This is a genomic window from Streptomyces sp. XH2, from assembly GCF_049725035.1.
Lineage (GTDB): Bacteria > Actinomycetota > Actinomycetes > Streptomycetales > Streptomycetaceae > Streptomyces > Streptomyces roseoverticillatus.
In genome coordinates, this window is sequence record NZ_JBMMMZ010000001.1 from 347,395 (window position 1) to 370,499 (window position 23,105).

Genomic DNA, 23,105 nt, shown 5'->3' on the forward strand with positions numbered 1-23,105 from the left:
TGCGGGCTCAGCAGCAGCGCCCTTGCGCCTCGGCCTTGCTGAAGTCCCCCGCCGCGAATGCCTTCGCGGGGATCGTGAAGTACATCGTTCCGGCGTCGCCCCAGCCCCATCCGAGGTCCTCGTCCTCCGCGAGCTGGAGCAGGTGGACCACGGGGCCGCCGGCGTCGCGGTAGGACACCCCGGATCCGTAGGAGGTGTCGGGCCAGCCGAACGCGCAGTGGCTGCCGGCGGTGTTCCCGTCGAGGTCGCCCAGCTTGCTGAGGATGAGCGACGGCGCGCCCCAGTGCTCGTCCGTGTCGAACTCGACGTCATCGTCCTGGACGTCCCAGCAGTCCGGGAGCATGATCGTCTCGGCTGCGTGGACGGGGCGAGGCGGATAGCTCCGCGCCGGCCCGGGTGCGGCTGTCTCGACGGCCCGGGCAGGATCTGCGGGAAGCACACGGCAGGCCTCGGGCTTCGATGCGTCGAGCTTGCGGTATTCCTCGTACGGCACGTCCGGGTCGAGGTAGAAGAAGTTGAGCAGGCCAGGCCGCGTCGGCAGCTCGTTCCCGAGCCGGGCGGCGAGGGCATCGGTGTCGAGCACGGCGTGCAGGGACAGCGGGACACCGTCGATTTCGGGCCAGGGGGTTCCCGGCTCGAGCAGGGCGGGGCCGCCGAGCCGGGACCGGCCGGCGGCCGGGGCGTCGTCCGTCGGGGCAGTCAGCCGGAAGCCGAGGCGGGCCATCGCCGCGAACTGCCGGCCGGCCTTCTCGCCGAGCCGTTCCGTGCAGACTCGGTGCATGCCGGCGGGGTCATCGAATTGCATGCCGGGATCTTCTCAATGCTCACTTGCCGTCGGTCCGCCAGGGCCTGTTATTTGCCCCCGCACCCTCACCCCGCCGAGAGCGTCACGGGACTGCTCGCGTCCCGCCTACGTGCTACCTGACGGGACAGCCCGCGGGCACCGGCAGCCAGCGTCCACAACAGGACGGGAAGTGCCGCGACCCGCTCCATGCCTCCCATGCCCAGCCCCAGGTAGTGACGGGACAGAAACAGCCCGAAGGCCGTGATCGCCATGGCTCCCAGCAGGCTGGTGACCCACCGCAGTGGGCCCGGAACGTCGTCCGGCAGTCCGGCTCCCGCCAGAAGAAGGCCTATGTTGCCCGCTCCCATGATGAGCAGGGCGCCCAGGACGTGCTGGTTCTCGTTGACGTCCGCAGGCGCCAGCCCGGCGAGGACGAAGCCCGGACCGGCACCGGCCAGGAGAATCCGTGCCACGGCGGCGGTCGCGCCCCGGCGCCACAGGGGACCCGTCAGGGCGGCACCGACGACAAGCAGTGCTCCCAGGACGATGAACGAGACGTTCATCAGGCCGTGTTCGGGCGAACAGACATACCGCAGCTCGGGTTCCTGCTGTGTGGCGCAGTGGGCGTTCCCCAGGTCACTGATGTTGTTCCGCGCCCAGCTGTACGGCCTTGCCCAGGCCGACTCCACGATCCCGTGGATCACGAAGAACTGCACCACTCCCGCGATCCATGCCCAATACCCGATCCGAGCCTTCACCTGTCCGCCTTCTGCCGCACGATCCTGTACGAGCCAGCGGATCATGAAGCTCCGGCCGCGGACACTCCGGTGAGCCCCCGAAGCGGGGTGGGGCAGACCCTACGAACGGGCGCGCACCAACGGGTGCGCATCAGCGTCAGCGCTCCGGGCCGTACCGCCACGCGGCCTCACGTACCGTTTCCGGCTTGACCTCGCCCCGCCGCGCCGGCGCCGCCGGCGCTGCCACAGCCACCGACGCGGCGTCGACGCCGAAGTGGCGTCGCGCCGCCTCCCGCGTGTCGCAGAGGCCGAAGCCGTCCGTGTCCGATGGATGTCCAGTCCTGCTCGGCCCAGGGGGCGATTCGGCCGGGGACCGCCCGCATCCAGTCGCTGACGGCGACGACCGACGGCGGCCGCGTCCCAGCGGGTCCGGGCGGTGATCCGGTCTCCGGCTCCTCGTCGCCCGGGTGGCCGGGCTCGGCGGAGGCCGGGATGGTGAGTGGTGATCCGGAAACGCACGCCCTACAGGCGCAGCCCCGCCGCCTCCTCCGCTGACAGGGTGAGCCCGGCCGCCGCGGCCGAGTCGCGGATGGAAGCCGGTCGGCGTGCGCCCGGGATCGGGATCACGACCGGCGACCGGGCCAGGTGCCAGGCGAGGCAGATCTGTTGCGGGCTGACGCCTCGGGCGCGGGCGAGAGTGTGGAAGGGGGTGCCCGGCGACGGTGCGCTGGTTCCCGGATCGTCGACGGCGCTCAGGGAGATCCCGCCGAGCGGGCTCCACGGCAGGAAGGCCAGGCCGAGCTCGGTGCAGAGGTCGAGGGTGTCCCGGGTGGTCCGGTGCGCTGGGGAGAAGCGATTCTGCACCGAGACCAGACGTGCTCCGAGGATCTCCCGAGCCGTACGGATCTGCTCACGGTCCACGTTGGAGAGGCCGATCATCCGGATCGTGCCGGCATCGGCCAGGTCCCGCAGCGCGCCGACCGAGTCGGCGAAGGGGACGGCCGGGTCCGGTTTGTGCAGCTGGTAGAGGCCGATCGCCTCCCCGCCGAACCGGGCCGCCGAGGCCTCCGCCGCGCGGCGGAGGTGGCGCGGGTCACCATTGACCGTCCATGTCCCGTCGCCCGGACGGCCACGGCCGCCCTTGGTCGCCACCAGCACCTCCTCCGAGCCCCTGCCGTAGGCGGCCAGCGCACGGGCGATCAGGCGTTCGTTGTGGCCGGCTTCGCCGGCGTGCCAGTGGTAGGAGTCGGCAGTGTCGATCAGCCGTACGCCCGCGTCGAGTGCGGCGTGGATCGTGGCGATCGCCTGCTCCTCGTCCGGTCGTCCCTCGACGGAGAGCGGCATCGCGCCGAGTCCGATGGAGCCCACCGCGATGCCGCCGATGGTGCGGGCGGCGGTGTGCGCTGCCGGAATGTTCTTCATCATGCGCTTCGTCTCGTCCTTCGTCGTGTCTTTCATCCCCGGGCCTCCTTGAGTGCCAGGGGCAGCCAGTCGGAGACCGACGAGAACCGGAAGCCCAGGCGGGCCGCCCGACCGGTGTCGATGGCGTAGCTGCGGTCGAAGGAGAACGGCGAGACGGGCTCGCCCGTCCCGGCGACCAGTTTCGGCTCCCTACCGACCGCACGGCCGATTGCCTCGCACATCCGGCGGGCGTCCAGCGTCCCGTGGGACGCCGCGTTGACGGGGCCGGTGAAGTCCGCCGTCGCGGCCCAGGCCAGGAAGCGGGCGATCTCCGGCGCGTGGATGAAGGACGCGGGCTGCGGTGCGCTGTGGACGGCAACCGGCAGGCCGTGCTCGATCCGCTCGGTGTAGTGGGCCAGCCGCCCGGTGAAGTCGGCGCCGCCGAGGACGTGCGCCGTGCGGACGGCGACGACGTCGAAGGGCGCCTCCCGGGTCAGCAGCGCTTCCGCCTGGCGCTTGCCCTCGCCGTAGTGGTCCTCCAGGAATTGCGGGTCCGTCCAGGGCAGTGTCAGGTCCACCGGCCAGGTCGAGGGATCGACGGCCTGCTCCGGGAGGGCCGACCCGCCCGGTCGGCCGAGTTCGGCGTAGACCTCGACCGTGGAGGTCAGCACGTAGCGCCGGGCGCGGCCGGTGAAGGCCCGGGCGGCGATGGCCGCTTGGAGCGGCGTGTAGCAGACCTGGTCGATCACGACGTCGAAGGACCGGTCGGCGAGCACGGTGCGCAGCGCGGCCTCGTCGTCGCGGTCGGCGCGCAGATGGGTCACGCCCTGCGGGGCGGGTGTCGACCCGCGGTTGATGACGGTCACTGCTGCGCCCGTGTCCCGCAGTTCCTCGATCAGCCGCCGTCCGAAGTAGCGGCTTCCTCCGATCACACACACGTCCATGCCCCGGCCCTCCCGGTCCGTCTCCTCGCGCTTTCGCGCTGGTCACGCTGTTTGCGTCTTCGGTGATCAGCCTGCTCGACGGTGATCGACAGCAGTAGTATCGATTGCTGCACCTCGTCTTAAGGAGAACTGTTGATTGACGTCCAGCGGCTGGCCGTGCTGCGCGAGGTCGCCCACCACGGCAGCTTCAACCAGGCGGCCCAGGCGCTGTACTGCACGCCCTCGGCCGTCTCGCAGCAGATCGCCGCGCTGGAACGAAGCCTCGGCACGCCCGCCGTCGAACGCTCCACCCGAGGCGTTACGCTGACGGACGCGGGCCGCCTGCTGGTGGAGGCTGCCGATGCGATCGCCGCCGAACTGGCTGACACCCAGCAGCGCATCGAGCGGCTGGGCGCCGAGCGGATCTCTCTCACGGTCGCCACGTTCGCCAGTGCGGGCCGGCGGCTGTTGCCCGCGGCCCTGGCCGCTTTCGTCGCCGACCACCCGGAAGTGGAGCTGACGATCCTGGAGGCGGAGCCGGAGGAGAGCCTGCCCGACGTCCGCGAGGGACGGGCGGACCTCGCTCTCGCCTACCATCTCGACGGCCCGCCGCCCGCCCGGCCCGGTGACCGGTCCGGTCTGGACTGGACGCCCCTCGGCACGGATCCCTTGCGGGTCGTGCTGGGGCACTGCCACCCGGCCGCGGCCCGCTACCAGGCCCGGCCCGAGCCGCCCCATCTGGCCGAACTCGCCGACCAGCGATGGATCCTGGGCTGCCGGAAGTCCGCCGACCAGCTCGCCCGCCACGCCGATCTGGCCGGCGTCGAGGTGCAGATCTCGTGCACGGCGACGGACTACGACTTCGCCCAGTCGCTCGTCCGCGCCGGCATCGGCATCGCGCTGATTCCCGAGATCGGCTTGGCCCGGCACCCGGAGCTGGTCGCGATCCCGCTCGCCGAGCCGAGCCCGCGCCGCCATCTGGGCCTGGCCCTCTCCCGCCGCCGTCGCGGCCCCGCCGCACGGTTGGCCGAGAAGCTGGCATCCCTGCTCATCGAACAAGCGGAGGACACGGCGGGCCGGTAGCCCCACGGCAGGTGGCGTTCAACTGCCGCCGGTTCTCGCGGGTGTCCGGCCCGCTGGTGACCGGCCGCACGTGAACTGGAGCTGTACGTGAAGGAGCTGTGCGCCTGCGTGGCCTGCTACGGCCCGTCATCGCCCGCCGGCAGGAGGACGGGGTCGACTCCGTCCAGCTCGGCGACCACGTGTCGATCGCCGGCGACTTCCCACGTGGGAATGGGACGCCTATATTTGCGAAGCTCGTTCGAGGCACTGCCTTGCGGGACTCGGAATACCCCGCCGCACGCCCGTACCGGTCACTCGACTCGCCGTCTTCCATGGGGGCTTCAGTCAGTCGAACTACCGGGTGCAGTACTGCACGGCCACCAATCACAACCCCCGCACCCGCGTCGGGTCCACGCCCCCTTCACGCGCGGCAACCTGCAGGGCAGCTACCGGATTCACTCCATGAAGCACCAGTAGCTGCCGGAACCGTGTCCGGGGTGCGGAAGGAACACCTGCCTTCCGCACCCCGGACACGGTTCCGGCAGCGAGCGCTACACCATGAAGGTTGTTCAGAAAGCCCTCAAGGTCAGACGGGCGGCATCAGATCGCTCTCACTGATGGTGTACGTCAGCAGGGGGTAGATGAAGTCCGTTTCGTTGTTCTCACGGCGCCGCAGTTGATAGAACTCGCGCCTCTGCTCATCGTCGGCCGACACAAGGCGCGCACCCTGCGGGAGGTAAACATGTCCGTCGCGAAACCGAACGAAGGTCTTTGACGTTCGAAACGTTACACCCAGCCACTGGTTGTCCACCGCCCGGACGGGCGCGTCCAATACGATTTTGTGCCTGAATCGCCGATTCGAGTCGACGGAAAACGCGACGACACTGTTGTGGGCGAGGGGGATCTCGAACTTCTCATCACCGGACCCCTTTGATTCGAAGATCAGCTTCCTCGGCGGGCTCACTTCGGGGTGCTGGTAGCAGGAGAAGACGGCGATAAACGACTCGCCGGCCAGGTCGAGGGCTTGGTCGGAATGGCTGCCCATGGTCGTGTAAGCGTTCGTGTAGCTCTCGATGAGAGCGTTGTTGAAGCCGACCGGCAGCGCCGCACGTTCTTGAATCTGTTGCGCCAGCCGTTCGTGCACTGCCCGGAAACGCTGCGCCGGGCTGCCGTATCGAGTGGTCGTACGTACGAGAGGCACACCACCCGCCTCGTCGGTCCTGGCGAGCACGGCGCCTCGCCGGCCTTTCCCTACGTCTTCCCACCGAGCCGAAGCGGACAGCTCCGCAAAGAGATTCTCCTCGGTCGGCAAATCGCACAAGAGGATCTCGTCCGGGATCCTAGACTCGGGGGGCAACGTAGTCTCCCGTGTTCATGCTGAAGAGAAAATCATCGCCGTAATCAATGAAGGACGAGGTCCTGTTCTCCTCGGCGTACAGCCTGCGCAGCTCGTCCATGCCGGCCGGTGTGGGCGGCTCCAGCTTCACCAAACCGCCGGCCGTTTTGAGGAATGTGTGGCCGTTCTTGTGAACGGCTTCGGTGCTCGAACAGCGCACCACGTATCCCAGGCGGGTCGGGAGCAACTCGGCGTCCAACGCTGAGGGCCGGATTTCGTGCGTATACAGACGGTTCGTGGACAGCGGCATGAAGAACACGGAGCCGGGGTAGAGGGTCAGGGTGAACTGCGGGGGGAGTGCGGCCTCGTCGCGTGCTTCGGCCGGCTCCTTGAGGCGGAAGTGGAGTCTGGTCAGTCCGCTGGCACCCTTCACGCCGTAGTCGAAGGCGTCTTCGGCTAGGGGCTGCAGCTTGTCGAGCCCGTCATAGAAGGTGCAGAAGGCCATGATGCCATTGACGGGCATGTCCTTGGTCTTGTCGGCATGGGACGAGATCTTGGCCTTGGACTGCTTGCGCTCAGCCGTGGCAAGGGTGTTGTGGTAGATCTGAGCGAGGACGTGATTCAGCGGTGCCTGGCCCCGGAAGAGGGTGGCGGACTCCCGGTTCAGAGCCTCGACGATGCGCGTGTCGGTCGGGCGAAAACTCTCGGTCGGCCCCGAGAGGTTCGTGGAGCACCGGAGCAGGCGGAAATGCAGTTCGTCACCGTCTCGTGTGACGGGCGTCAAATAGATTCCGCTGCGATGGGCTGTTCCAGGCTTGGTGGACTCCGTCAGGGACTGGAACGCGTGCTCCGCACCGATCCGTCCGAAGTGATCGTCGTCGAGCCCGAAAAAGCGGCGGTAGTAGACACCGACGCCGTGTACGCGGACGGGAACCCGGCCGAGGCCGACGAGGGTCCAAGGCCCCTCGGCTTCCTCGTGGTAACCGTGCGACAGCTCCCGGATGACGAATACCCGGGCAGCCGCATGCAGTTGACGGCCACTGATCCCGGATATATCGCCGCACAGGTAGACGGTCTTCTGCGTGAGGTCGGGTGAACCGGAAACAAGGTCCTCCGGTGTGATCGTGGACCCGAAGAAGTCTCTGATCACGCCATCGTCCTGCAACGTCGACGGCGCTACCAAGATGTTGCTCGCATCATCGATGCAGGCTTCTGTTGGCTCTGTCGTGTACATCAAACGGCACCTGCCATTCGCAGATCTTGGTGGATCGTTCAAAACCGTGGACATGGCAACGGCCCGAACTCCTTCATTTGCGTTGTGAAGCGCAAACGAAAGGAGACGGACCGTCGAACCTTGATGCTCTCACGGGGGCTCGTCAGCGGGCAACGGGTTGTGCTGTACGGGCGGTGTGCGGAGCTGCTCGGCGAGGCCGGACGACCGGGCGGACGGCCCGCGGCGATCGGGGCGTACGCCTTGTCGAGACCGAACTACCCGCCGTCGGCACGGCTTTCAACGGCCGGCTTTCCGAGCTTCCGCGCCCTCGTCGACCAAGCCGTCGCAACACTCACAGCTCGGCGCAGGCCTCGGCCAGGATCAGGACGACGCCGCTGGTCCTGATGCCGGAGGCGACTGGAGTGGTGATGCCGCGCTCGCGCGGCTGCTGGTCGAGGTCGGTCTTCGGGCGGCGCGGCCGGGATCGCGGGCTGGTAGTCCATGACGAGAAGAGCGGTGTGCGCGGGGTCGAGTGCGGGGGCGGTGCTCACGCGCGTGGGCTCCTTGCTGATGATGTGCGTGGTCGACGCGGACGTGCGCCGGCGGATCAGCTGCGGCCTGCCGGCTTCAGCGACGGGTCGCGGGGCGTCATGCGTGGCTACGGGACGGTTCCGGCTCGTGCTGCGGCGCCTGTGACGCCCGTGACGTCCGGCCGCGCCGGGGAAGCAGGAGCGGTGTGGCCAGGATGAGCAGTCCCGCGGCCGTGAGAGCGGTGCGTGGGCTGGTGACGTCGGCGAGCAGCCCGCCGAGCGCGGTGAAGACGGCGATGGACGCCTGCTGGCCGATCGACCAGGCCGACAGGGTGCGGGCCACGAGGTGCTCGGGGGTGCGTTCGAGCCGGTAGGTGGCGAGCACGGGGGTGAACAGGCTCATGTTGATGATGATCGCCAGCTCGACGGCCATCACGGTGACGAGGCCGACGACACCGGGGCGGACGAAGGCCAGGCCGATCAGCCAGACGGCACGCAGGGTGCCGACGGTCCGGAAGACCCGGTCCCGGCCGTAGCGGGCCACGACACGCCGGGCCAGCCGGGAGCCGATGAGTCCGCCGAGGCAGGGTGCGGCGAAGGCGAGGCCGTACTGCCAGGGGGCGAAGTCGAGTTGGCGGAGCAGGAGCACGGCGAGCACCGGCTCGGTGGCCATGATCAGACCGGAGACGAGCATGTTGTTGAGGTAGAGCGCGCGCAGCGCGGGATCGCCCATGATGTGTCGCCAGCCGTCGAACACGGCGCACGCCCGGACCGGGTTCTTGCCGGTCGGCTGCGGTGCTTCCTCCCGGCCGCGGATCGCGGTGATGCCCAGCGCGGAGAGCAGGTAGCTGAGCGCGTCGGCCACCACGGTGGTGACCGGCCCGAACAGGCCGATCGCCGCCCCGCCCAGCGGTGGACCGACCGCGATGGAGCTCCAGTTCGTGGACTCGAACCGCGCGTTGGCCACGAGCAGGTCGTCCGGCCGGACGAGGGCCTTGAGGCAGGCGCCGCCGGCCGCGCCGAACGCGATCTTTGCCGCGGCGACCACGACCGAGACCACGAGCAGCTGGGCGAAGCCGAGCCGGCCGAAGGCGTAGGCGACCGGGATCGTCGCCATGGCCGCGAACCGGGCCAGGTCCATCGCGATCATGACCGGGCGCTTGCGCCGGAACTCCACCCACGGCGCGAGCGGCACCGCGATCAGCGCGCCCACCGCAGGCCCCACCGCGGACAGCGCGGACACCTCAGCGGGGCCGGCGTGCAGCACCAGTACGGCGATCAGCGGCAATGCCCCGAACCCCAGCCCGGACCCGTACGCGCTCACCGCGTACGCCGCCCACAGCCAGCCGAACTGCCGGCCCAGCCGTCTCCTGCCCGTCATGCTCAGCACGCTCCCTTCGACGTCCCGGCCGAACAAGCCGGCGTTGACCGATGAGAGCTAATCCGGCGGCGCAACGGCAGGTCAAACAACCATCCTGCCAGCCATGTACAACCAAGGGTTGTTCACTAGGGTGGGTCGGCGTGGATCTCGAAGCAGTGCGCACCTTCGCCGCCATCGCGGAAGCCGGCCAGTTCCAGAAGGCCGCCGTCGACCTGTCGGTCACCCAGCAGGCCGTCTCCAAGCGCGTCGCCGCGCTGGAGCGCGACCTCGGTGTACGGCTGTTCACCCGCACGCCGCGCGGTGCCGAGCTCACCATCGACGGGCAGGCCTTCCTGCCCCACGCACGCGAGCTGCTGCGCGTCGCCGAGCGCGCGGTGGCGTCCGTGCGCACGGGCCACCGCCCGCTGCGCGTCGACGTGATCAACTCGCGCGGCGCCGCCTCGGGCCTGATGCGCGGCTTCCACCGCGCGCACCCCGAGATCGACCTCGACGTGCTGATGCTGTTCGACGTCGAGACGGCCGTCACCGCCATCCGCTCCGGTGCGATCGACGCGTCCTTCCGCGCCGTCGCCGCGCCCGGCCGGCCGTTTCCCGAGGACATCAAGTCCGTCCGGGTGCTCGACGAGCCGCTCCAGCTCCTCACCGGCCCCGACCACGCGCTGGCCGACGCCACGTCGGTGACCGTCGCCGAGCTGACCGGGCACCGGATCTGGATGCCCGGCATCGTCCCCGGCACGGAGTGGGCCGCCTACTACGACGATCTCGTCGCCGAGTTCGGCCTCACCATCGAGGCGACCGGCCCCAACTTCGGCTCCGACGCCCTCCTCGACACCATCGCCGACACCCCGGCCCTGGCCACCTTCATAAGCGAGCGGACCCTCCCCCAGCTACCGCTGGGAGGTACCCCCGACGCCCGGCCCGCCGGCCACGGCCTGCGCCGCATCCCGGTGACCGACCCGACGCCCGTCTACCCGCACTCGCTCCTCTGGCACCGCGACAACCCCCACCCGGCCCTGACCACCCTCCGCACCCACCTCGCCGCCGCATCGCCCGGCGGCGACACCGCCGGGACCTGGGCGCCGGGCTGGGTGATTCCGCGCTGAACGACACCGCGTTCAGCAGAGGACCGCGTTCAGCAGAGGCAGGTGCGGTAGCAGTGCGTGATGTACGGCATCGAGATCTTGTCGGTGCCGGCCAGCGCAGGTGGGTGTCGCAGAAGACTCGGACTTCTGCGAAGAGCACTGACGTACGCACGTCAGCGCCTTTGCCGCGTGCCGCACCTCCCGCTTGCCGAAGTCGGCCGAAACCTGCCCCGTAGGGCCGCGTCCGGCGATCGGGGTTGGCCTGGCTCAGCGGCAGGTCATCCTGCCGCATGATCCGGCACGATGGCCGGCACCTCACGACACGCCGGCGTTCGCCCGGGCAGGGGGGCGGCAAGCGGACTGCCCTACCGCCGGGATGCGGGAGCGATGTCGCCTCGGAGGAGGACCACCGTTCCACCGTGCGGCGGAAGGAGTGGCACCTGAAGGGTGATGTGGTCGGGCTCTGCGAAGCGGCAGGCTGAACGGGAGCGGCCGGGAGGCCACGCGGAACGCGGAACCGACACGGACCCGGCCGCTCCCCACGACGACCAGGAGGAACAATGACCCGGATACGCCGCCGCTCCTTCGCCACCGCCGCCGTATCGCTGGGCGTCTGCGCCGCTGCCGTCCTCGGCGTGACGACAGCCGGCGGATCAGCCGCAGCGGAGACCAAGGACGAGCCCTCCGTCGCCGGCTCCGGCAAGCTGAAGCGGAACCCTGGTGACAACGCCTACTTCACCGTCGACGCGCACGGGTTCGGCGGCGAGGCCCGGGGAACCTTCGACGTCAGCCACCAGTACGGCAAGAAGTTCGACGTGCGGTTCAAGGGCCGCATCGACTGCCTGCTGACCGGCGGACCGGTCGCCGTAGCGACGGGGATCGTCACCGACGCCCAGGTCAAGGCCGCACCGGGGGTACCGATGCCCTCTGCCGACGAGCTGAAGGGCAAACGGTTCGGCTTCACCGTCCTCGACGGCGGCAAAGGCGGCAAGAAGGACCGGCTCGGCTACAGCTGGGCCATGGACGGCCTCCCGGTCAACAGCGTCGGCAAGTGCGTGAGCAGTGCCCCCTTCGAGACCCTGGAGAAGGGCGACTTCACCACCCACCACTGGATGCCGTCCCGCACCGGCGCATAGGGCGCCTCGCCGCCGAAGGGTGCCGTACGGGGGTCGGCACCCACCGCGAGTGCGACCGCTGTGCTTACCGCGAAGGCTGGTCGGAGCCGGAGACCACTTCGGTGAACGAGGCCACGAACGCAGTGATGAGCCGGGCGAACTCGGACCGGTCAGCGTCCGGCCAGTCCGCCATCACCCGGGCGAAGAGCTCCTGCCGGAACTGGTGCGTACGGTCGAGCTGCTCCCGCCCGCGGTCGGTCAGGGTGAGCAGCGTGCGACGGGCATCGGACGGGTCCGTCCGGCGTGCCAGCCACCCCTCCTCGACGGTGCGGAGCACCAGCCGGCTCGCCCTCGGCTGATCCACGCCCAGCACGGTGGCAACGTCCGTGACGGCGCACGAATCGCCACGGTCCTCGACGGCGTCCAGCACATCGCCCCGTCCTCAGCCTCAGCCTCAGCACTGGACGATTGACGTAATCCAGGCAGTGGCGGAGCCGGTGCCGAGGCGCAGGCCCTGCCGCCTCGCCGGGGGGCGGCGTGGGTATCTGCCACCCTGGAGAGGAGAGACGGCAGGGCCGAGCGGTGGAGGAGCGAGCAGTGACCGAGCGCAAACCCCGTGGCATCGACTTCGAGACGTGGACCGACCGCCAGATCCGGGAAGCCGAGCAGCGCGGCGCCTTCAAGGACCTTCCGGGGTTCGGCAAGCCGCTGCCCGGCCTCGAGCGCCCCTACGACGAGGACTGGTGGATCAAGGAGAAGATGCGGCGCGAGAAGGTCTCCTTCCTCCCGCCGGCGCTCACCCTGCGCAAGGAGGCCGAGGACGCCCTCGCCGCCGCCGTGGAGGCCAGGACGGAGCGTGAGGTGCGGCAGATCATCGCCGAGATCAACGACAAGATCACCACTGCCTTGCGCATGCCCCCGCCCGGCCCACCGCTGAACCTCTCCCCCTACGACGTCGAAACCGTCCTCACGACGTGGCGGGAGAACCACCAGGGCCCTGAGACCTCGGCGAGGTGATCACACCGGCGGCAGAGGCACCACGGCGCTTCCTGCATGTGATCTCGCGGTGGTCCGGTCGCCGCGGCGAGGGCGGCACGGGCGTCTGCTGGGCTGCCCTTCCGAGTCCGGGTGGGGGTCTGCAGACCGCAGTCGCGCCCGTGCCGGACGATCAGTGGCCCCGTCCAGGGCGCCTGCATAACTCACCAGAGGTCGTCACCCCAGGTAGGGGTACTCCCGGTGTTCCAGGAAGCGCTGGATGCGGAGCTGCTGGGCGTGGTGCATCGGGAGTGCGGCGATCTCGTCGGGGTGGATGAACCGCAGCTCTGTGGACTCGTCGGAGATCGCCAGTTCCCCTCCGGTCACCCGTGCGGTGAAGCAGACGTTGAACTGCCGCCGCACCTCTCCGTCGGAGTAGGCGATCACATGGCGCGGGTCGGTGCAGGTGCCGACCAGCCCCGTGACCTCCACGTCCAGACCCGTCTCTTCCTTGACCTCACGGACGGCCGTGCCGGGGAGGGAGTCGGTCATCTCCATGCCGCCGCCGGGCAGGGCCCAGAGAGCGTTGTCCCGCCGCCGCTGCAGCAGGATCCGCCCCTGGCCATCGGTCACGACAGCCGACGCGGCAACAACCAAGCTGTTCGGCTCGGGGGCCTTCGGATCGTCGTAGTACTCAGTACGGGACAAGATCGCTCCTCCTGGACCGGGGCCGCGGTCGCCCACATCAAAAGGTCGAACGTCTGGTGCCGGCGCACCGGCTCCAAGTGCTCGGAGGGATCTTCTCCGGCGACCTCACCGTCACCGTCGTCGCAAGCGCCGTCTGCCCGGCCCGGTCGCAAGTCCCCCCCGGCCGTCCGCAACCGACGCCCCGCCGGCAAGTCGTCAAGCCCGGCCGTCGGCCGTCCGGAACCGGGCTGTTGCGCCCAGCCGTTGATTGACGCCCCACTCCACTGCACCCAACTCTTGAACACCGATAAGAACAGAACTCCCCTTTCGAGCACAGGAGATACACATGCAACGCCGGAACCGGAGCAGAGCCCGATCAGCCCTCGCCGCACTCGGCGTCACCGCGGCGCTGGTAGCGGGGGTCGTCACCCCCGCATCTGCCACGCCGCCTCCGGCCGCCGCGGTCGGCGAACGCTACGTCGCGCTGGGCGACTCCTTCACCTCCGGCCCCCTCGTCCCCCGTCAGGTGCACCTGAGGTGCGCCCGGTCCGACGCCGACTACCCTTCCCTCACCCGCACGGCGCTGGGCATCACAGACTTCACCGACGTCAGTTGCAGCGGCGCCAAGACGGACGACATGTGGGAGCCGCAGCAGGGGATGGGCAACCCCGCCCAGCTCGACGCGCTCAGCCCGGACACCACTCTCGTCACCGTGGGCATAGGCGGCAACGACATCGTGTTCGGCGAGATCATCCTCCTGTGCACGACGCCCTTGGGCACGCCTGTCCCCCGCGACAACCCTTGTGAGCGGCGCTACGCACAAGGCGGCACCGACGAGCTCCAGCAGCGCATCGACAGCACCGCGTCGAAGGTCGCCGACGTCCTCACCGCGATTCACCAGCGGGCCCCGCACGCTCGCGTCGCACTCGTCGGCTACCCGGAGGTGATCGGCGACGACACCGAAGGCTGCCGCCAGTCCCTGCGCGTCGCCGACGGCGACCAGCCCTACCTGCGCGGCGTCCTGCACAGTCTCAACGCCATGCTGCAAAGCGAAGCGGACACGCACGACGCCCTCTACGTCGACACCACGGCCGTCACCACCGGCCACGACGCCTGTCAGCCGTTCGACGACCGCTACGTCGAAGGCCTCTTCACCCGGCCCACCCGCCCGGCGGTCGCCGTCCACCCCAACGCCAACGGCGAACGGGCCATGGCCGAGGCCGTGCTCGGCGTGCTCCAGGACGGATCCCGTTCCCGCCACTGACCACATCCGGAGAACTGTCCGGCGGGGAGCAACAACCGTACGCCGGCAGGTCTCCTGCTGTGGCTGCCGGGGTGTTGAAGACGAGGCCGTGAAGGGCAGCGAGTTCGGCGTGGGCGTTATCCTCGGCATCGCCTACACCGCGCCGAAGGAGACACCGATGGCTGCCCCGCACGACCCCAACCGGCCGGCGCCGGCCGCGAACACGCCCGCTACCCACGCCCCCGCCGCCATGATGGAGCGTCTGGCCGACGAGCTCGGGAGCCGGGTTTCGAAGACGATCGTGTACGGCGAGCCCGTCACCGCCGAAGGCATCACCGTCATCCCGGTCGCCGAGGTCGGCATCGGCTTCGGCTTCGGGGGTGGAGCGGGGCGCAAGGCCGAAGCAGCCATGACCGGCGAAGGTGGAGGAGGCGGAGGAGTCATGGCCCGGCCCCGCGGCTTCATCGAGATCAAGGACGGCACCACCGTGTACAAGCCGCTCCGGAATCCCTGGGTGGATGTCGCGATGCCGATCGCCGCTCTCTTGGCAGGCACCGCCGTCCCGTTCCTCGCGCGTCGCCTCACCAAGCACCGTCGTAGCTGAGCAGGCTGCCTTTCGGGCGGCCAGGGCTGCGTCCGCTCCCCTCTGCCCCTTCGCAGCTCAGCGGATGTGACGCCAGCTTTCGGCCTGATCCCGTGGCCCGTCAGGGGGCACCGGATCAGGCCGAAGGCCACAGCGGAGGGGTCAGCAGCTCGGCTGGAGGACGACGGCGTCGCCCTGGTCCTGCTTGTCCAGGCCATCGACACCTCCGCCGCGATCGGCCGGATGTTCTTCCAGATCCTCGGCGCCCTCGCCGAGTTCGAGCACGCCCTGATGCCCGAGCGCACGATGGACGGCCTGGCCGCCGCCGTGGCGCAGTTAGCCGACGCCCTCACAGCCTGACCGACGAGCTCACTCCAGGAGAGCCTCACCCACCCCGTTTTGCGGTGCCGGTTACAGGATGATCACCTGGAAGGGCTCGTTGTCGATGATGCGGTCGGACCGCACCGCAGCTCCGAACTCATCACGGCCCGCCGCGACGTTGTCGGCCCTGGTGACGTGGGAGCGCACACAGGGCGCGTTCGCGGCGTTCGCGCCGTTCCGCAGGACCTTGACGTTCTTGACATCCCACACACCACCCACCTGCTGCGGAAGGATGTCCACGCACAGGGAACCCATATTGCCGCCCTCCTGGGACGCGGCGAAGGGGAACTCATCACACGAGTCATCCGGCACCAGCGAATTGTCCCTCACGAACTTGTCCGGTCCCAGATTGCAGGTAATGTCTCGCCTGCGGTCTATTTCCTTTTCGGTGGCTTCCTTGCGGTGCAGGGGCTTGGCCTCGGTGCCCATGCTGAAGGTGGTCAGGTTCTTCTGCGCCCACTCGTAGGTGACGGCGGCGGCCCGGTAGAGCGACTTGCGGATGGTCACGTTGGCCATGTGCTCCGGGATGACGCAGCCCGGCCATTGGCCGACCATGTCGTCACAGCGTATCTGGGGTCCGGGCCAGTCGGGGTTCGCAGACGGCAGACGGGCCGAGGGAAGCAGGATGTCCAATTCCAGGTGGTATCGCGACTGGACCAGCGCCTGGGTGCCCTTGCTGACCGAAGAGCTGTAAGTGATGGACCCGCCACCCTCGCCACCCACTTTCTCCAGCTTCGCCACGACGGGCCCTGACGTCACGGCGCACTGGCCGATGCAGGTGGGCAGCAGGGCCACCTCCACGGCGGGGATATTGTCCGTTTTACTGCGCAAGATGGCGACAACGCTCTCCGTCCAATTGGCCTTCGGCGTGCCCTTGAGCCTGGAGTAGATCGCAAGGTCGCCCTCGGCGCCACCGATCACCGTCTTCTGATCGCTGCTCAGGTAGGTCCATCTCAATCCCTTTGTCAGGCAGTACGCGAGGCGAGTGGAGTTGTCCGGGGGTTGTTTGCCGCACAGGCTGTCCGGACTGTTCGGATCGTCGCCGTCGCGGGGAGCGGGGGCGAGGGTGCGTACGGGGGCGTGCGAGCCGGAACTGATCTCGTAGCAGGCCCATGCCGCGTCCTTGGGGGCTCCCTTGCCCGGGGGGATGGGCTTGCAGGTGCCCTGGCCGTGGGGGGCGGGCCGGGCCGTGGCCGGGGCAGCGGCGGCCTGGGAGGTTCCCAGGGCCGGCAGGGCGGCGGTGAGGGCGAGTGAGGCCATCACCGCGAGCAGTCGTCTGACGCGTTTCAAAGGTGGTCCTCCTTTTTCCGGTGGCATGTCAATCCACTCGGGATCGAACCGGCGTAGTGCCAGAATCTTCCACGTGCGTTCTTCGGCCCGTTCGGGCCTCACACCGCCGCCGTCTTCGCGACGGCACTACCGCGGTCGGCAGGATGCGCGGGCGTGGCGGCCGTCGCTGGACCGCTGAATGCGACAGCGGCGGCCGGCGTCGCCCCTGACAGGGCACGGCGCCGCCGGGGCGGCCGTCGGGAAAGAAGCTCCTCCTTCCGGCTCACCGCCGGACACTGCCCGGCTCGATTCGCTGGATTCTCTTCTGACGCGCCGATGCCTCTGCCCCCATCGTTCATAGGGCCGTTCACGCCGGCGCGCAAACATTCAAGGCGCCACGGCCGCCGAAGGTCCTCGGTTTCAGAATGTGCAAGTTGGCCGAATAGCGTGTTGGCTTGGTGCCGGTCGGCCGCGCCGGAGGATGATGAGGCCGGTCCGGCAGTCGCCGGCCGTCGAGGTGACGGCAGCGGAATCACGACGGAAACAGCCCCTCTGCACGGCGGCGGTGGCGGATCGTAGCTTCGCAGATGAAATTCCGGTGACCCCGGGCAGGTCAAGGCTGTGTAACAGCCCATGAAGGGTCATGGGTTTCGCCTCGGACCGGCTGATTCCGTCATCGTCACTGCGTCGCTGCCGACGCTAAGTTCGCCTCGATCGACCACCGCTCCCCACCACATGACTGGCAGGGTTCCGGCCTGGGGCGTCATGGCGCCCGGCCGGGGAAAGGGCATGATGAGCCACTTAAGATCTTCCGGCCGCTGGGCCAGAGGGCTGGTCGCCCTCACCGTGACCGCTGCATCGACGCTCGCCGCCGTAACTGCCGTGGCCGGCCCCGCCGCCGCGGCAGGGCATCGGAAACCCGCCACAACCGCCGACAAGCCGAAGCTCGGCGACGCCTGCGCCTCCACCGACCTCGGCACACGCCACCCGTTCATCAAGACCACCGAAGTGTCTCCGACGATCACCCACTTCAAGGGCTGGTACGTCACCCAGGGCACGACCGGCAGCCAGACCATCTCCACCAACACCCAGACCACCATCTCGGTCTCCGTCGGCCTCAACGGCAACGTGCAGGGCAGCTTCGCCGTCGACACCCTCGGCATGGTCGGCGCGAGCCTGGGCCTGAACGTTCAGGTCAACTACTCCTCCACCAGCAGCGTGTCGAACTCCATCACCTGGAGCTTCTTCCAGCCCGGCTACTACGGGCTCTACAAGGGCACCAAGAAGGTCACCGGCACCTACGGCAGTCTCAACTGCAACCGCGTTCGGCAAGGCGACGGCAGCTACGCGCTGAAGTGGGTCGAGGGCCCCGACAGCGGCAGCTACACCACCTACACCACCGTCGAGGAAGGCGCGGTGCGCTGCGAGGACAAGGTCCCCGCCAACAGCATCATGGCCAAGGCACAGAGCCTGCTGGACTGCGGCTCCGCCACCGCCACCGCGAAGCACCCGGCCGGGCCGGTCCCCTCGGCGAAGGCCGAGGCCGCCAAGGCCGGGCACGAAGCCGAGAGCGCCGCCAAGGCTGAGAAGAGCGTGAAGGCCACCGGGAGCCCGGCCCCCGCCACGCGGGCCGCCCTTGACTGCCGATCCGGCGCCTACAGGATCGACGTCCCCGGCAAGCCCCTGAACTGGAGCGCACCGCTCCTGGCCAACGACGGCATCCGCCTGCGCCAATCCACGATCTTCAGCGCCCACCTGGACAACTGGTTCCTGTGCAACGTGACGGAGAACAACGGGGTCCTCGAGGCGTCCCTGAAGAACTGGGGCAACGGTGGATGCGCGACCATCCCGGCGGACATCGCCAACCTGGAACAGGCCTACCTGACGACGGCCAACTGCGGTGAGGACGACCTCCAGCGGTTCTACATCTACCGCGACGTACCCGGCAGCTCGAAGATCGGTGTGCAGAACAAGTACACCGGCTCCATGATGGGCCACGACCGGTACGCGGACGGGGAGTTGATCCGCCAGTACTCCAGCGGCAGGCAGGACGGTACGGGTACGTACACCCTGACCGGGGTCTGACGGCCCCCTCCTTGCGAGCGCAGCCCCGCACGTGAATTCCCGGCCTCCCGGTTCCGTGCGGGGCTTTTACGGCTGGGCTTGGCGGTGGGGGCGCAGGGGCCGGTAGCCGGCTGGGGCGAGTTCGGCCAGTTCGGTGGCGATCTCGACGGTGATGGTGCCGAAGAGGTCGGCGTTCTCGCTGTGGGCCGGGGAGATGTGCGCCAAGAGCTCGTCGTCGACGGCACGGCCCTCGGCGCGCATCTGCGCGACGGCCAGGCCGTAGCAATCCGGCGTCCAGGTCACCACCGGGTCGGTCATTGGTCAGCAGCGTCAGGCACCGTGCCTGCTCGGTCTGTGCGGCCAGGTGACGGTGGCGGATCGCGTCCTCGTGGGCGTAGAGGAGGCTGCGGCGCAGGGAGTGCAGGGATCCTTCGGACTACCGCCCCGGCCCGGGTCGATGAACCCCACGTCCGCCGGCGTCAGCGTGAGGAACCGGATCAGCTCTTCCTTGTTGATCTCCGGAGAGCCCCGCAGCCGCGCCGGCTCGTCATCCGCGAACACCCGCGTCGCCACCAGGCCCCCACCGTCGCTCACCGCGGACACCCGGTCATATAGACGGCTTACCGCGCTGCGCGGTGAACGATCCGGCTGCCGCACACGGCACGGGATCCCGTCTGGTCAGGGGCGGTCGCAGCCATATTCGTTGTTTTTGCGGCCGGTGCTCCGGCTACCCCGGCCGCCTCCCCGACGCACGCGCCCACGCCGACGAGCTGATCGAGCTGATCGGAGTTCACCGCGTGCGGTGGCAGCAGGGAGGTAGGGAGATCCTGTGTCGCGTGGGCGCTGCGAGGAGGCGGGCCGCGGCCTGCGAGCACGGCCGCGGCCCGCCATGGTCGTCACCTGCTCCCCCGTCACAGGTGAGGCCGGTCCGGGCGGATCCACCGTAGCCACGGCCGGGCGGGCTGGGGAACCGGCGTTCCGGTGAGCGGAACGGCTCTGGTCAGGCGCCGATCGAGGGATTCAGGCGGCGCTCAGCAGTCGTTTATCGCCGCCCCGTTGACTTACCGTGATGAAGGGGCGCGAGGAGGTCGTTCACGATGGCGCCAATCACCGCAACCGAGTCCGGAGCGGCAGCGGGCCGGAGCGTACTCGAAGGCGCGTTCCTCCTCCTGGAATCCCTCCGGGAGCAGGAGCAAGCCGGGCTGGCCGCACTGGCGGGCGCCACCGGTCTGCCCAAGACCACCGCCTACCGTCTCCTGGAACAGCTGGCCGGCCTCGGCGCCGTCGAGCGTCACGGCACGTCCTACCGGATGGGGTCGCGGATCTTCCGTCTGGGCCGCGACTGGCAACCGCACCCGGGCCTGCGGCTCGCCGCGGCGGGGCCGCTGCGCCGCCTCGCACAGTCCACCGGGGCCACGGCCGGGATCTGCGTGCTGCGCGAGGGACGGACCTTCGCGGCCCAGGGCCTGCCCGGGATGACGGACGAACTGGCCCCCTTCCGCCCCGGCACCGTCTGGCCCTGGACGACGGCTGCCGGAAAGCTGCTGGTGGCGACGGCCACGACGGACCTGCCCCTCGGCCCGTTGCACTCCTCCTGGCAGCGGGAGGCCGCTGCCATCCGGGACGCGGCGACCGCGGTGGACCGCGAGGAACTGGTGCCGGGCGTCTGCTGCGTCGCCACGCCGGTGCTGCTGCCGCACGGCGAAGCCGTTGGCGCGGTGTGCGCGATGGTCACCCCCTCCTTCGACCTGCGGAAGCTGACGGACGCCGTCACCCGCACCGGTCGCGCGATCAGCGCGGGGCTGACAGCGGCTGCTTCAAGACAGCGGCTGCTTCAGTGACCGTCTGGATGATGTGCTGGGGACGCGTCTCGGTGTCGGCGAGCGGTCGGCCGTGGGAGACCCACACCGTGGTGAGGCCGGCACGGTGGGTGCCCGCGATGTCGCTCTCAAGGCTGTCGCCGACCATGACCGCGTGCGGTCCCGGCTCGGCGCCCAGGCGGGCAAGGGCGTGGCGGAAGATCCGCGCGTCCGGCTTGCGGATCTCCACTGCGCCGGAGATGACGACGGCGTCCACCAGGTCGTAGAGACCGGCACGGTGGAGCTTGTTCGTCTGGTTGTCCACCATCCCGTTCGTGACCGCCCCCGGCCGCCGGCCCGCCTCCCGCAGGCGGGCGAGCATTGCGCACACCTGCGGGTCCGGCTCGATCAGCGGCACCAGCCGGATGTGCCCGAGCTCGGATACGGGCGCCCGTTCGATGCCGGTCTGCATGTCGTCCTCGTGGTGCCCGCCGAGCACCGCGGGCTCGGCCACGATCTCGCACCTGGACGATGCCCGGACGGCCACGGCCGCACTCCCGTACGGAACCGGCCCGAATGGATGACGGACGCGACCCGCGCCGCGCCTGTAGGGTCCGCCCATGACGTACAAGGCGGACCGGATCGGCAGCGCGCGGCGAGGGGAGAACCCGACCGTCCTGCGCCGCCTGCACACCTCGTTCGCGGTCATCGGGGATGTGCAGTTCCTTCCCGGGTACTGCCTCCTGCTCCTCAACGATCCCGACGTGGAGCAGTTCTCCGAGCTGCCGAAGGCTCGCAGACTGGCGTTCCTCGCCGACATGGACACCCTCGCCGAGGCCGTAGAACGGGCTTGCCGGAAGCAGGACCCCGCCTTCCACCGTCTGAATCTCGAAATCCTCGGCAACGCCGAACACTTCGTCCACGCCCACGTCTGGCCTCGCTACGGCTGGGAGCCCGCCGACATGATCGCGCGCCCGGTGTGGGCGTATCCGCGTGGTCGCTGGCACGACCCGCAGCACGCCCTCGGGTCTGAGCACAAGCAGATGCGGGAGGCGATCACGGCCGAGCTCGATTCCGTACTCGGCCGCGACCATTCCTGCCTAGGTCCTGTCTGACAATTCCCGACGGGCCAGGAGAGATTGTGACAGGCAGGCCGGCCCCGATGGGAATCTTCAGGCAGGCCCTCAATCCCAGCGGCTCGGATCGTGGACGGCCCGGGTCCACTGGGCCTCGAACTCTTCTTGGCCGATCACGAACGGCAGCCACGCGGGGTCGTAGCGGTCCACCCACGGCGGGTTGAAGGGCCAGTCCTCCGGGGTGCTCCGGTAGGCCGTTCCGTCCTCGGTCAGCTCGACCTGGCGGAGTCGACGACCGTCGGGGCCGACCTCCATCAGGTAGATCATCGGGTCGTCGTCCTCGTCCCACCGGCGGCTCAGATACAGCAGGTCCCGGCCGGCCAAGGCGCCGAAGCCCGGCATGGCGCGCTGGGCGTTCCGTTCAGCGCGGGCTTCGGCCAAGCCGGGTGGTGTGGCCGGTCCGTCGACGTCGGCCTCGTCAAGGCCCCAGGTCTCGGCCTCCGCGCGGGTGGCCTCGGCGTGCACGACTTCCACGTCGGCGAAGGTCTCCAGCACCTCCTGTTCGGACCGGGCGTGGACCCACCACCAGGTGCCGCCCATGCCGTAGTCGTTCAGGACCAGAAAACGTGTCTTCGATACAGCGTCAGAACGGGCCACCCGCACACCCTAAGGCGTGCCTGATAATTGATCTTGTGGCGGGTCGAGGTGATTTGACGGACGCGGCGTGGGAGCGGATAGCGCCCCTGTTGCCGCAGATGGACGGGCATGGCCGTCCGTGGCGGGACCGCCGCCAGGTCGCCGCCCGGCGACGGCGATTCCAGGTCCGCGACGAGGCGGCGGGCCGTGTGAAGTGGACCGTCCCGGTCGGCTCCACGGTCAACCGTGCTCACCAACATGCCGCCGGCGCCCGAAAAAAGGGGACCGAGACAGGGACGAACTGGAAGATCCGGGCCGCTCGCAGGCGCGCCAGGGCCTCGGCCGGTCCCGAGGCGGGCTGACCACGAAGGTCCGCCTCGCCGTGGATGGCCGGGGCCTGCCGCTGTCGATCGTGCTCACACTCGGCAACACCCATGACGCCACCGCGTACGGACAGCTCCTCGACGGGATCCGCGTCCCCGATCCGCCACCGGTCGGCCCCGTACCACGCCGAACCGAGTCCTGGGCGGCAAGGCCTACTCCAGCAGGGAGATCCGCCGACTGCTGCGGCGCCGGAGCATCGCCCCCACAATCCCCGAGCGCCGCGACCGGATCGCCAACCGCAGGCGGCCCGGGACCCGCGGGGGCCGATCGCCTGCCTTCGACCAGGTCGTCCACCGCGACCGGAACGTGGGCGAGCGATGCTTCGCCCGTCTGAAGCAGTTCCGCGCGATCGCCACCCGGTTCGACAAACTCGCCGTCCGCTACCGCGCCGGGACCGTACCGGCCTCCCTGATCCTCCGGCTCCGCGAACCCACCAGATGATCA

General features: G+C 69.5%; 23 protein-coding genes and 2 pseudogenes. 11 read left to right on the forward strand and 14 right to left on the reverse strand.

Translation table 11 applies throughout. The features are described from left to right. Window positions 1-7: 7 nt before the first annotated feature. The 5 genes and pseudogenes from ACOTKD_RS01555 to ACOTKD_RS01575 all read right to left on the reverse strand — a co-directional run bounded on the left by ACOTKD_RS01555 (window position 8) and on the right by ACOTKD_RS01575 (window position 3,866). Entirely contained in the window at window positions 8-805 is a 798-nt protein-coding gene (locus ACOTKD_RS01555) for a DUF1963 domain-containing protein (protein WP_424886978.1), read from the reverse strand. Between the two features lie 65 nt (window positions 806-870). Continuing rightward, window positions 871-1,503, reverse strand: a complete 633-nt coding sequence (locus ACOTKD_RS01560; RefSeq protein ID WP_424886979.1) for a DUF998 domain-containing protein — start codon at window positions 1,501-1,503, stop codon at window positions 871-873. Window positions 1,504-1,678: 175 nt separating this feature from the next. Continuing rightward, window positions 1,679-1,934 (reverse strand): annotated as a pseudogene (locus ACOTKD_RS01565) (hypothetical protein); the annotation flags it as partial. 109 nt (window positions 1,935-2,043) lie between these two features. Then, on the reverse strand, window positions 2,044-2,943 hold the full coding sequence (locus tag ACOTKD_RS01570; protein ID WP_424887357.1) for an aldo/keto reductase: 900 nt from the start codon (window positions 2,941-2,943) through the stop codon (window positions 2,044-2,046). 32 nt (window positions 2,944-2,975) lie between these two features. Further along, on the reverse strand, window positions 2,976-3,866 hold the full coding sequence (locus ACOTKD_RS01575) for an NAD-dependent epimerase/dehydratase family protein (RefSeq protein WP_424886980.1): 891 nt from the start codon (window positions 3,864-3,866) through the stop codon (window positions 2,976-2,978). Window positions 3,867-3,998: 132 nt separating this feature from the next. On the opposite strand from ACOTKD_RS01575, the gene ACOTKD_RS01580 reads away from it, so the two are divergent. Further along, the gene (locus tag ACOTKD_RS01580) at window positions 3,999-4,928 is read left to right on the forward strand and encodes a LysR family transcriptional regulator (protein ID WP_424886981.1); all 930 of its coding nucleotides are present in this window, start codon (window positions 3,999-4,001) and stop codon (window positions 4,926-4,928) included. A gap of 565 nt (window positions 4,929-5,493) precedes the next feature. On the opposite strand, the gene ACOTKD_RS01585 is transcribed toward ACOTKD_RS01580, so the two are convergent. From ACOTKD_RS01585 to ACOTKD_RS01595, 3 genes are all read right to left on the reverse strand, one after another. Then, the gene (locus ACOTKD_RS01585; RefSeq protein WP_424886982.1) at window positions 5,494-6,264 is read right to left on the reverse strand and encodes an alpha-ketoglutarate-dependent dioxygenase AlkB; all 771 of its coding nucleotides are present in this window, start codon (window positions 6,262-6,264) and stop codon (window positions 5,494-5,496) included. After that, window positions 6,248-7,477, reverse strand: a complete 1,230-nt coding sequence (locus tag ACOTKD_RS01590; protein WP_424886983.1) for a hypothetical protein — start codon at window positions 7,475-7,477, stop codon at window positions 6,248-6,250. Before ACOTKD_RS01590 ends, ACOTKD_RS01585 begins: the two co-directional genes overlap by 17 nt. 627 nt (window positions 7,478-8,104) lie before the next feature. Continuing rightward, a complete protein-coding gene (locus ACOTKD_RS01595) occupies window positions 8,105-9,367 on the reverse strand; it encodes an MFS transporter (RefSeq protein ID WP_424886984.1) in 1,263 nt (420 codons plus the stop codon). 140 nt (window positions 9,368-9,507) lie between these two features. Here ACOTKD_RS01595 and ACOTKD_RS01600 point away from each other — a divergent pair, with 140 nt between their 5' ends. Together ACOTKD_RS01600 and ACOTKD_RS01605 are read left to right on the forward strand one after the other, a co-directional pair. Further along, the gene (locus ACOTKD_RS01600; protein ID WP_424886985.1) at window positions 9,508-10,470 is read left to right on the forward strand and encodes a LysR family transcriptional regulator; all 963 of its coding nucleotides are present in this window, start codon (window positions 9,508-9,510) and stop codon (window positions 10,468-10,470) included. A gap of 539 nt (window positions 10,471-11,009) precedes the next feature. Further along, on the forward strand, window positions 11,010-11,585 hold the full coding sequence (locus tag ACOTKD_RS01605; protein ID WP_424886986.1) for a hypothetical protein: 576 nt from the start codon (window positions 11,010-11,012) through the stop codon (window positions 11,583-11,585). A 64-nt stretch (window positions 11,586-11,649) separates the two neighbouring features. On the opposite strand, the gene ACOTKD_RS01610 is transcribed toward ACOTKD_RS01605, so the two are convergent. Beyond that, a complete protein-coding gene (locus ACOTKD_RS01610) occupies window positions 11,650-11,994 on the reverse strand; it encodes a MarR family winged helix-turn-helix transcriptional regulator (protein WP_424886987.1) in 345 nt (114 codons plus the stop codon). 167 nt (window positions 11,995-12,161) lie between these two features. Between ACOTKD_RS01610 and ACOTKD_RS01615 the strand changes: the two genes are divergently transcribed. After that, window positions 12,162-12,581 carry a DUF1992 domain-containing protein gene (locus ACOTKD_RS01615; RefSeq protein WP_424886988.1) on the forward strand — a complete coding sequence of 140 codons (420 nt, stop codon included), beginning with the start codon at window positions 12,162-12,164 and terminating at the stop codon, window positions 12,579-12,581. Between the two features lie 195 nt (window positions 12,582-12,776). Here ACOTKD_RS01615 and ACOTKD_RS01620 read toward each other — a convergent pair whose 3' ends face one another. After that, entirely contained in the window at window positions 12,777-13,247 is a 471-nt protein-coding gene (locus ACOTKD_RS01620; protein ID WP_424886989.1) for an NUDIX domain-containing protein, read from the reverse strand. Window positions 13,248-13,572: 325 nt separating this feature from the next. Between ACOTKD_RS01620 and ACOTKD_RS01625 the strand changes: the two genes are divergently transcribed. The 3 genes from ACOTKD_RS01625 (at window position 13,573) to ACOTKD_RS01635 (ending at window position 15,412) form a co-directional block, all read left to right on the forward strand. Beyond that, window positions 13,573-14,490: an SGNH/GDSL hydrolase family protein gene (locus ACOTKD_RS01625; RefSeq protein ID WP_424886990.1), complete on the forward strand. Its 918-nt coding sequence runs from the start codon at window positions 13,573-13,575 to the stop codon at window positions 14,488-14,490. Window positions 14,491-14,578: 88 nt separating this feature from the next. Next, window positions 14,579-15,073 carry a spore germination protein GerW family protein gene (locus ACOTKD_RS01630; protein WP_424886991.1) on the forward strand — a complete coding sequence of 165 codons (495 nt, stop codon included), beginning with the start codon at window positions 14,579-14,581 and terminating at the stop codon, window positions 15,071-15,073. Between the two features lie 66 nt (window positions 15,074-15,139). Then, a complete protein-coding gene (locus tag ACOTKD_RS01635) occupies window positions 15,140-15,412 on the forward strand; it encodes a recombinase family protein (RefSeq protein ID WP_424886992.1) in 273 nt (90 codons plus the stop codon). Window positions 15,413-15,463: 51 nt separating this feature from the next. On the opposite strand, the gene ACOTKD_RS01640 is transcribed toward ACOTKD_RS01635, so the two are convergent. After that, complete coding sequence (locus ACOTKD_RS01640) at window positions 15,464-16,723, reverse strand: NucA/NucB deoxyribonuclease domain-containing protein (protein ID WP_424886993.1); 1,260 nt, start codon at window positions 16,721-16,723, stop codon at window positions 15,464-15,466. A 771-nt stretch (window positions 16,724-17,494) separates the two neighbouring features. On the opposite strand from ACOTKD_RS01640, the gene ACOTKD_RS01645 reads away from it, so the two are divergent. Next, on the forward strand, window positions 17,495-18,787 hold the full coding sequence (locus ACOTKD_RS01645) for a hypothetical protein (RefSeq protein ID WP_424887358.1): 1,293 nt from the start codon (window positions 17,495-17,497) through the stop codon (window positions 18,785-18,787). 66 nt (window positions 18,788-18,853) lie between these two features. On the opposite strand, the gene ACOTKD_RS01650 is transcribed toward ACOTKD_RS01645, so the two are convergent. Continuing rightward, window positions 18,854-19,084 (reverse strand): hypothetical protein, encoded by a 231-nt coding sequence (locus ACOTKD_RS01650; protein WP_424886994.1) that lies wholly within the window; start codon window positions 19,082-19,084, stop codon window positions 18,854-18,856. A gap of 779 nt (window positions 19,085-19,863) precedes the next feature. Between ACOTKD_RS01650 and ACOTKD_RS01655 the strand changes: the two genes are divergently transcribed. Beyond that, window positions 19,864-20,607: a helix-turn-helix domain-containing protein gene (locus tag ACOTKD_RS01655; protein WP_424886995.1), complete on the forward strand. Its 744-nt coding sequence runs from the start codon at window positions 19,864-19,866 to the stop codon at window positions 20,605-20,607. Here ACOTKD_RS01655 and ACOTKD_RS01660 read toward each other — a convergent pair. Then, window positions 20,558-21,079, reverse strand: a complete 522-nt coding sequence (locus ACOTKD_RS01660) for an HAD family hydrolase (RefSeq protein WP_424886996.1) — start codon at window positions 21,077-21,079, stop codon at window positions 20,558-20,560. The two genes, ACOTKD_RS01655 and ACOTKD_RS01660, sit on opposite strands and share 50 nt — an antisense overlap. Before the next feature lie 106 nt (window positions 21,080-21,185). Here ACOTKD_RS01660 and ACOTKD_RS01665 point away from each other — a divergent pair, with 106 nt between their 5' ends. Next, window positions 21,186-21,680: an HIT family protein gene (locus tag ACOTKD_RS01665; RefSeq protein ID WP_424886997.1), complete on the forward strand. Its 495-nt coding sequence runs from the start codon at window positions 21,186-21,188 to the stop codon at window positions 21,678-21,680. A gap of 69 nt (window positions 21,681-21,749) precedes the next feature. Here ACOTKD_RS01665 and ACOTKD_RS01670 read toward each other — a convergent pair whose 3' ends face one another. Next, entirely contained in the window at window positions 21,750-22,298 is a 549-nt protein-coding gene (locus ACOTKD_RS01670) for a hypothetical protein (RefSeq protein ID WP_424886998.1), read from the reverse strand. 35 nt (window positions 22,299-22,333) lie between these two features. Here ACOTKD_RS01670 and ACOTKD_RS01675 point away from each other — a divergent pair. Beyond that, window positions 22,334-23,102, forward strand: a pseudogene (locus ACOTKD_RS01675) (IS5 family transposase). Window positions 23,103-23,105 lie beyond the last annotated feature (3 nt).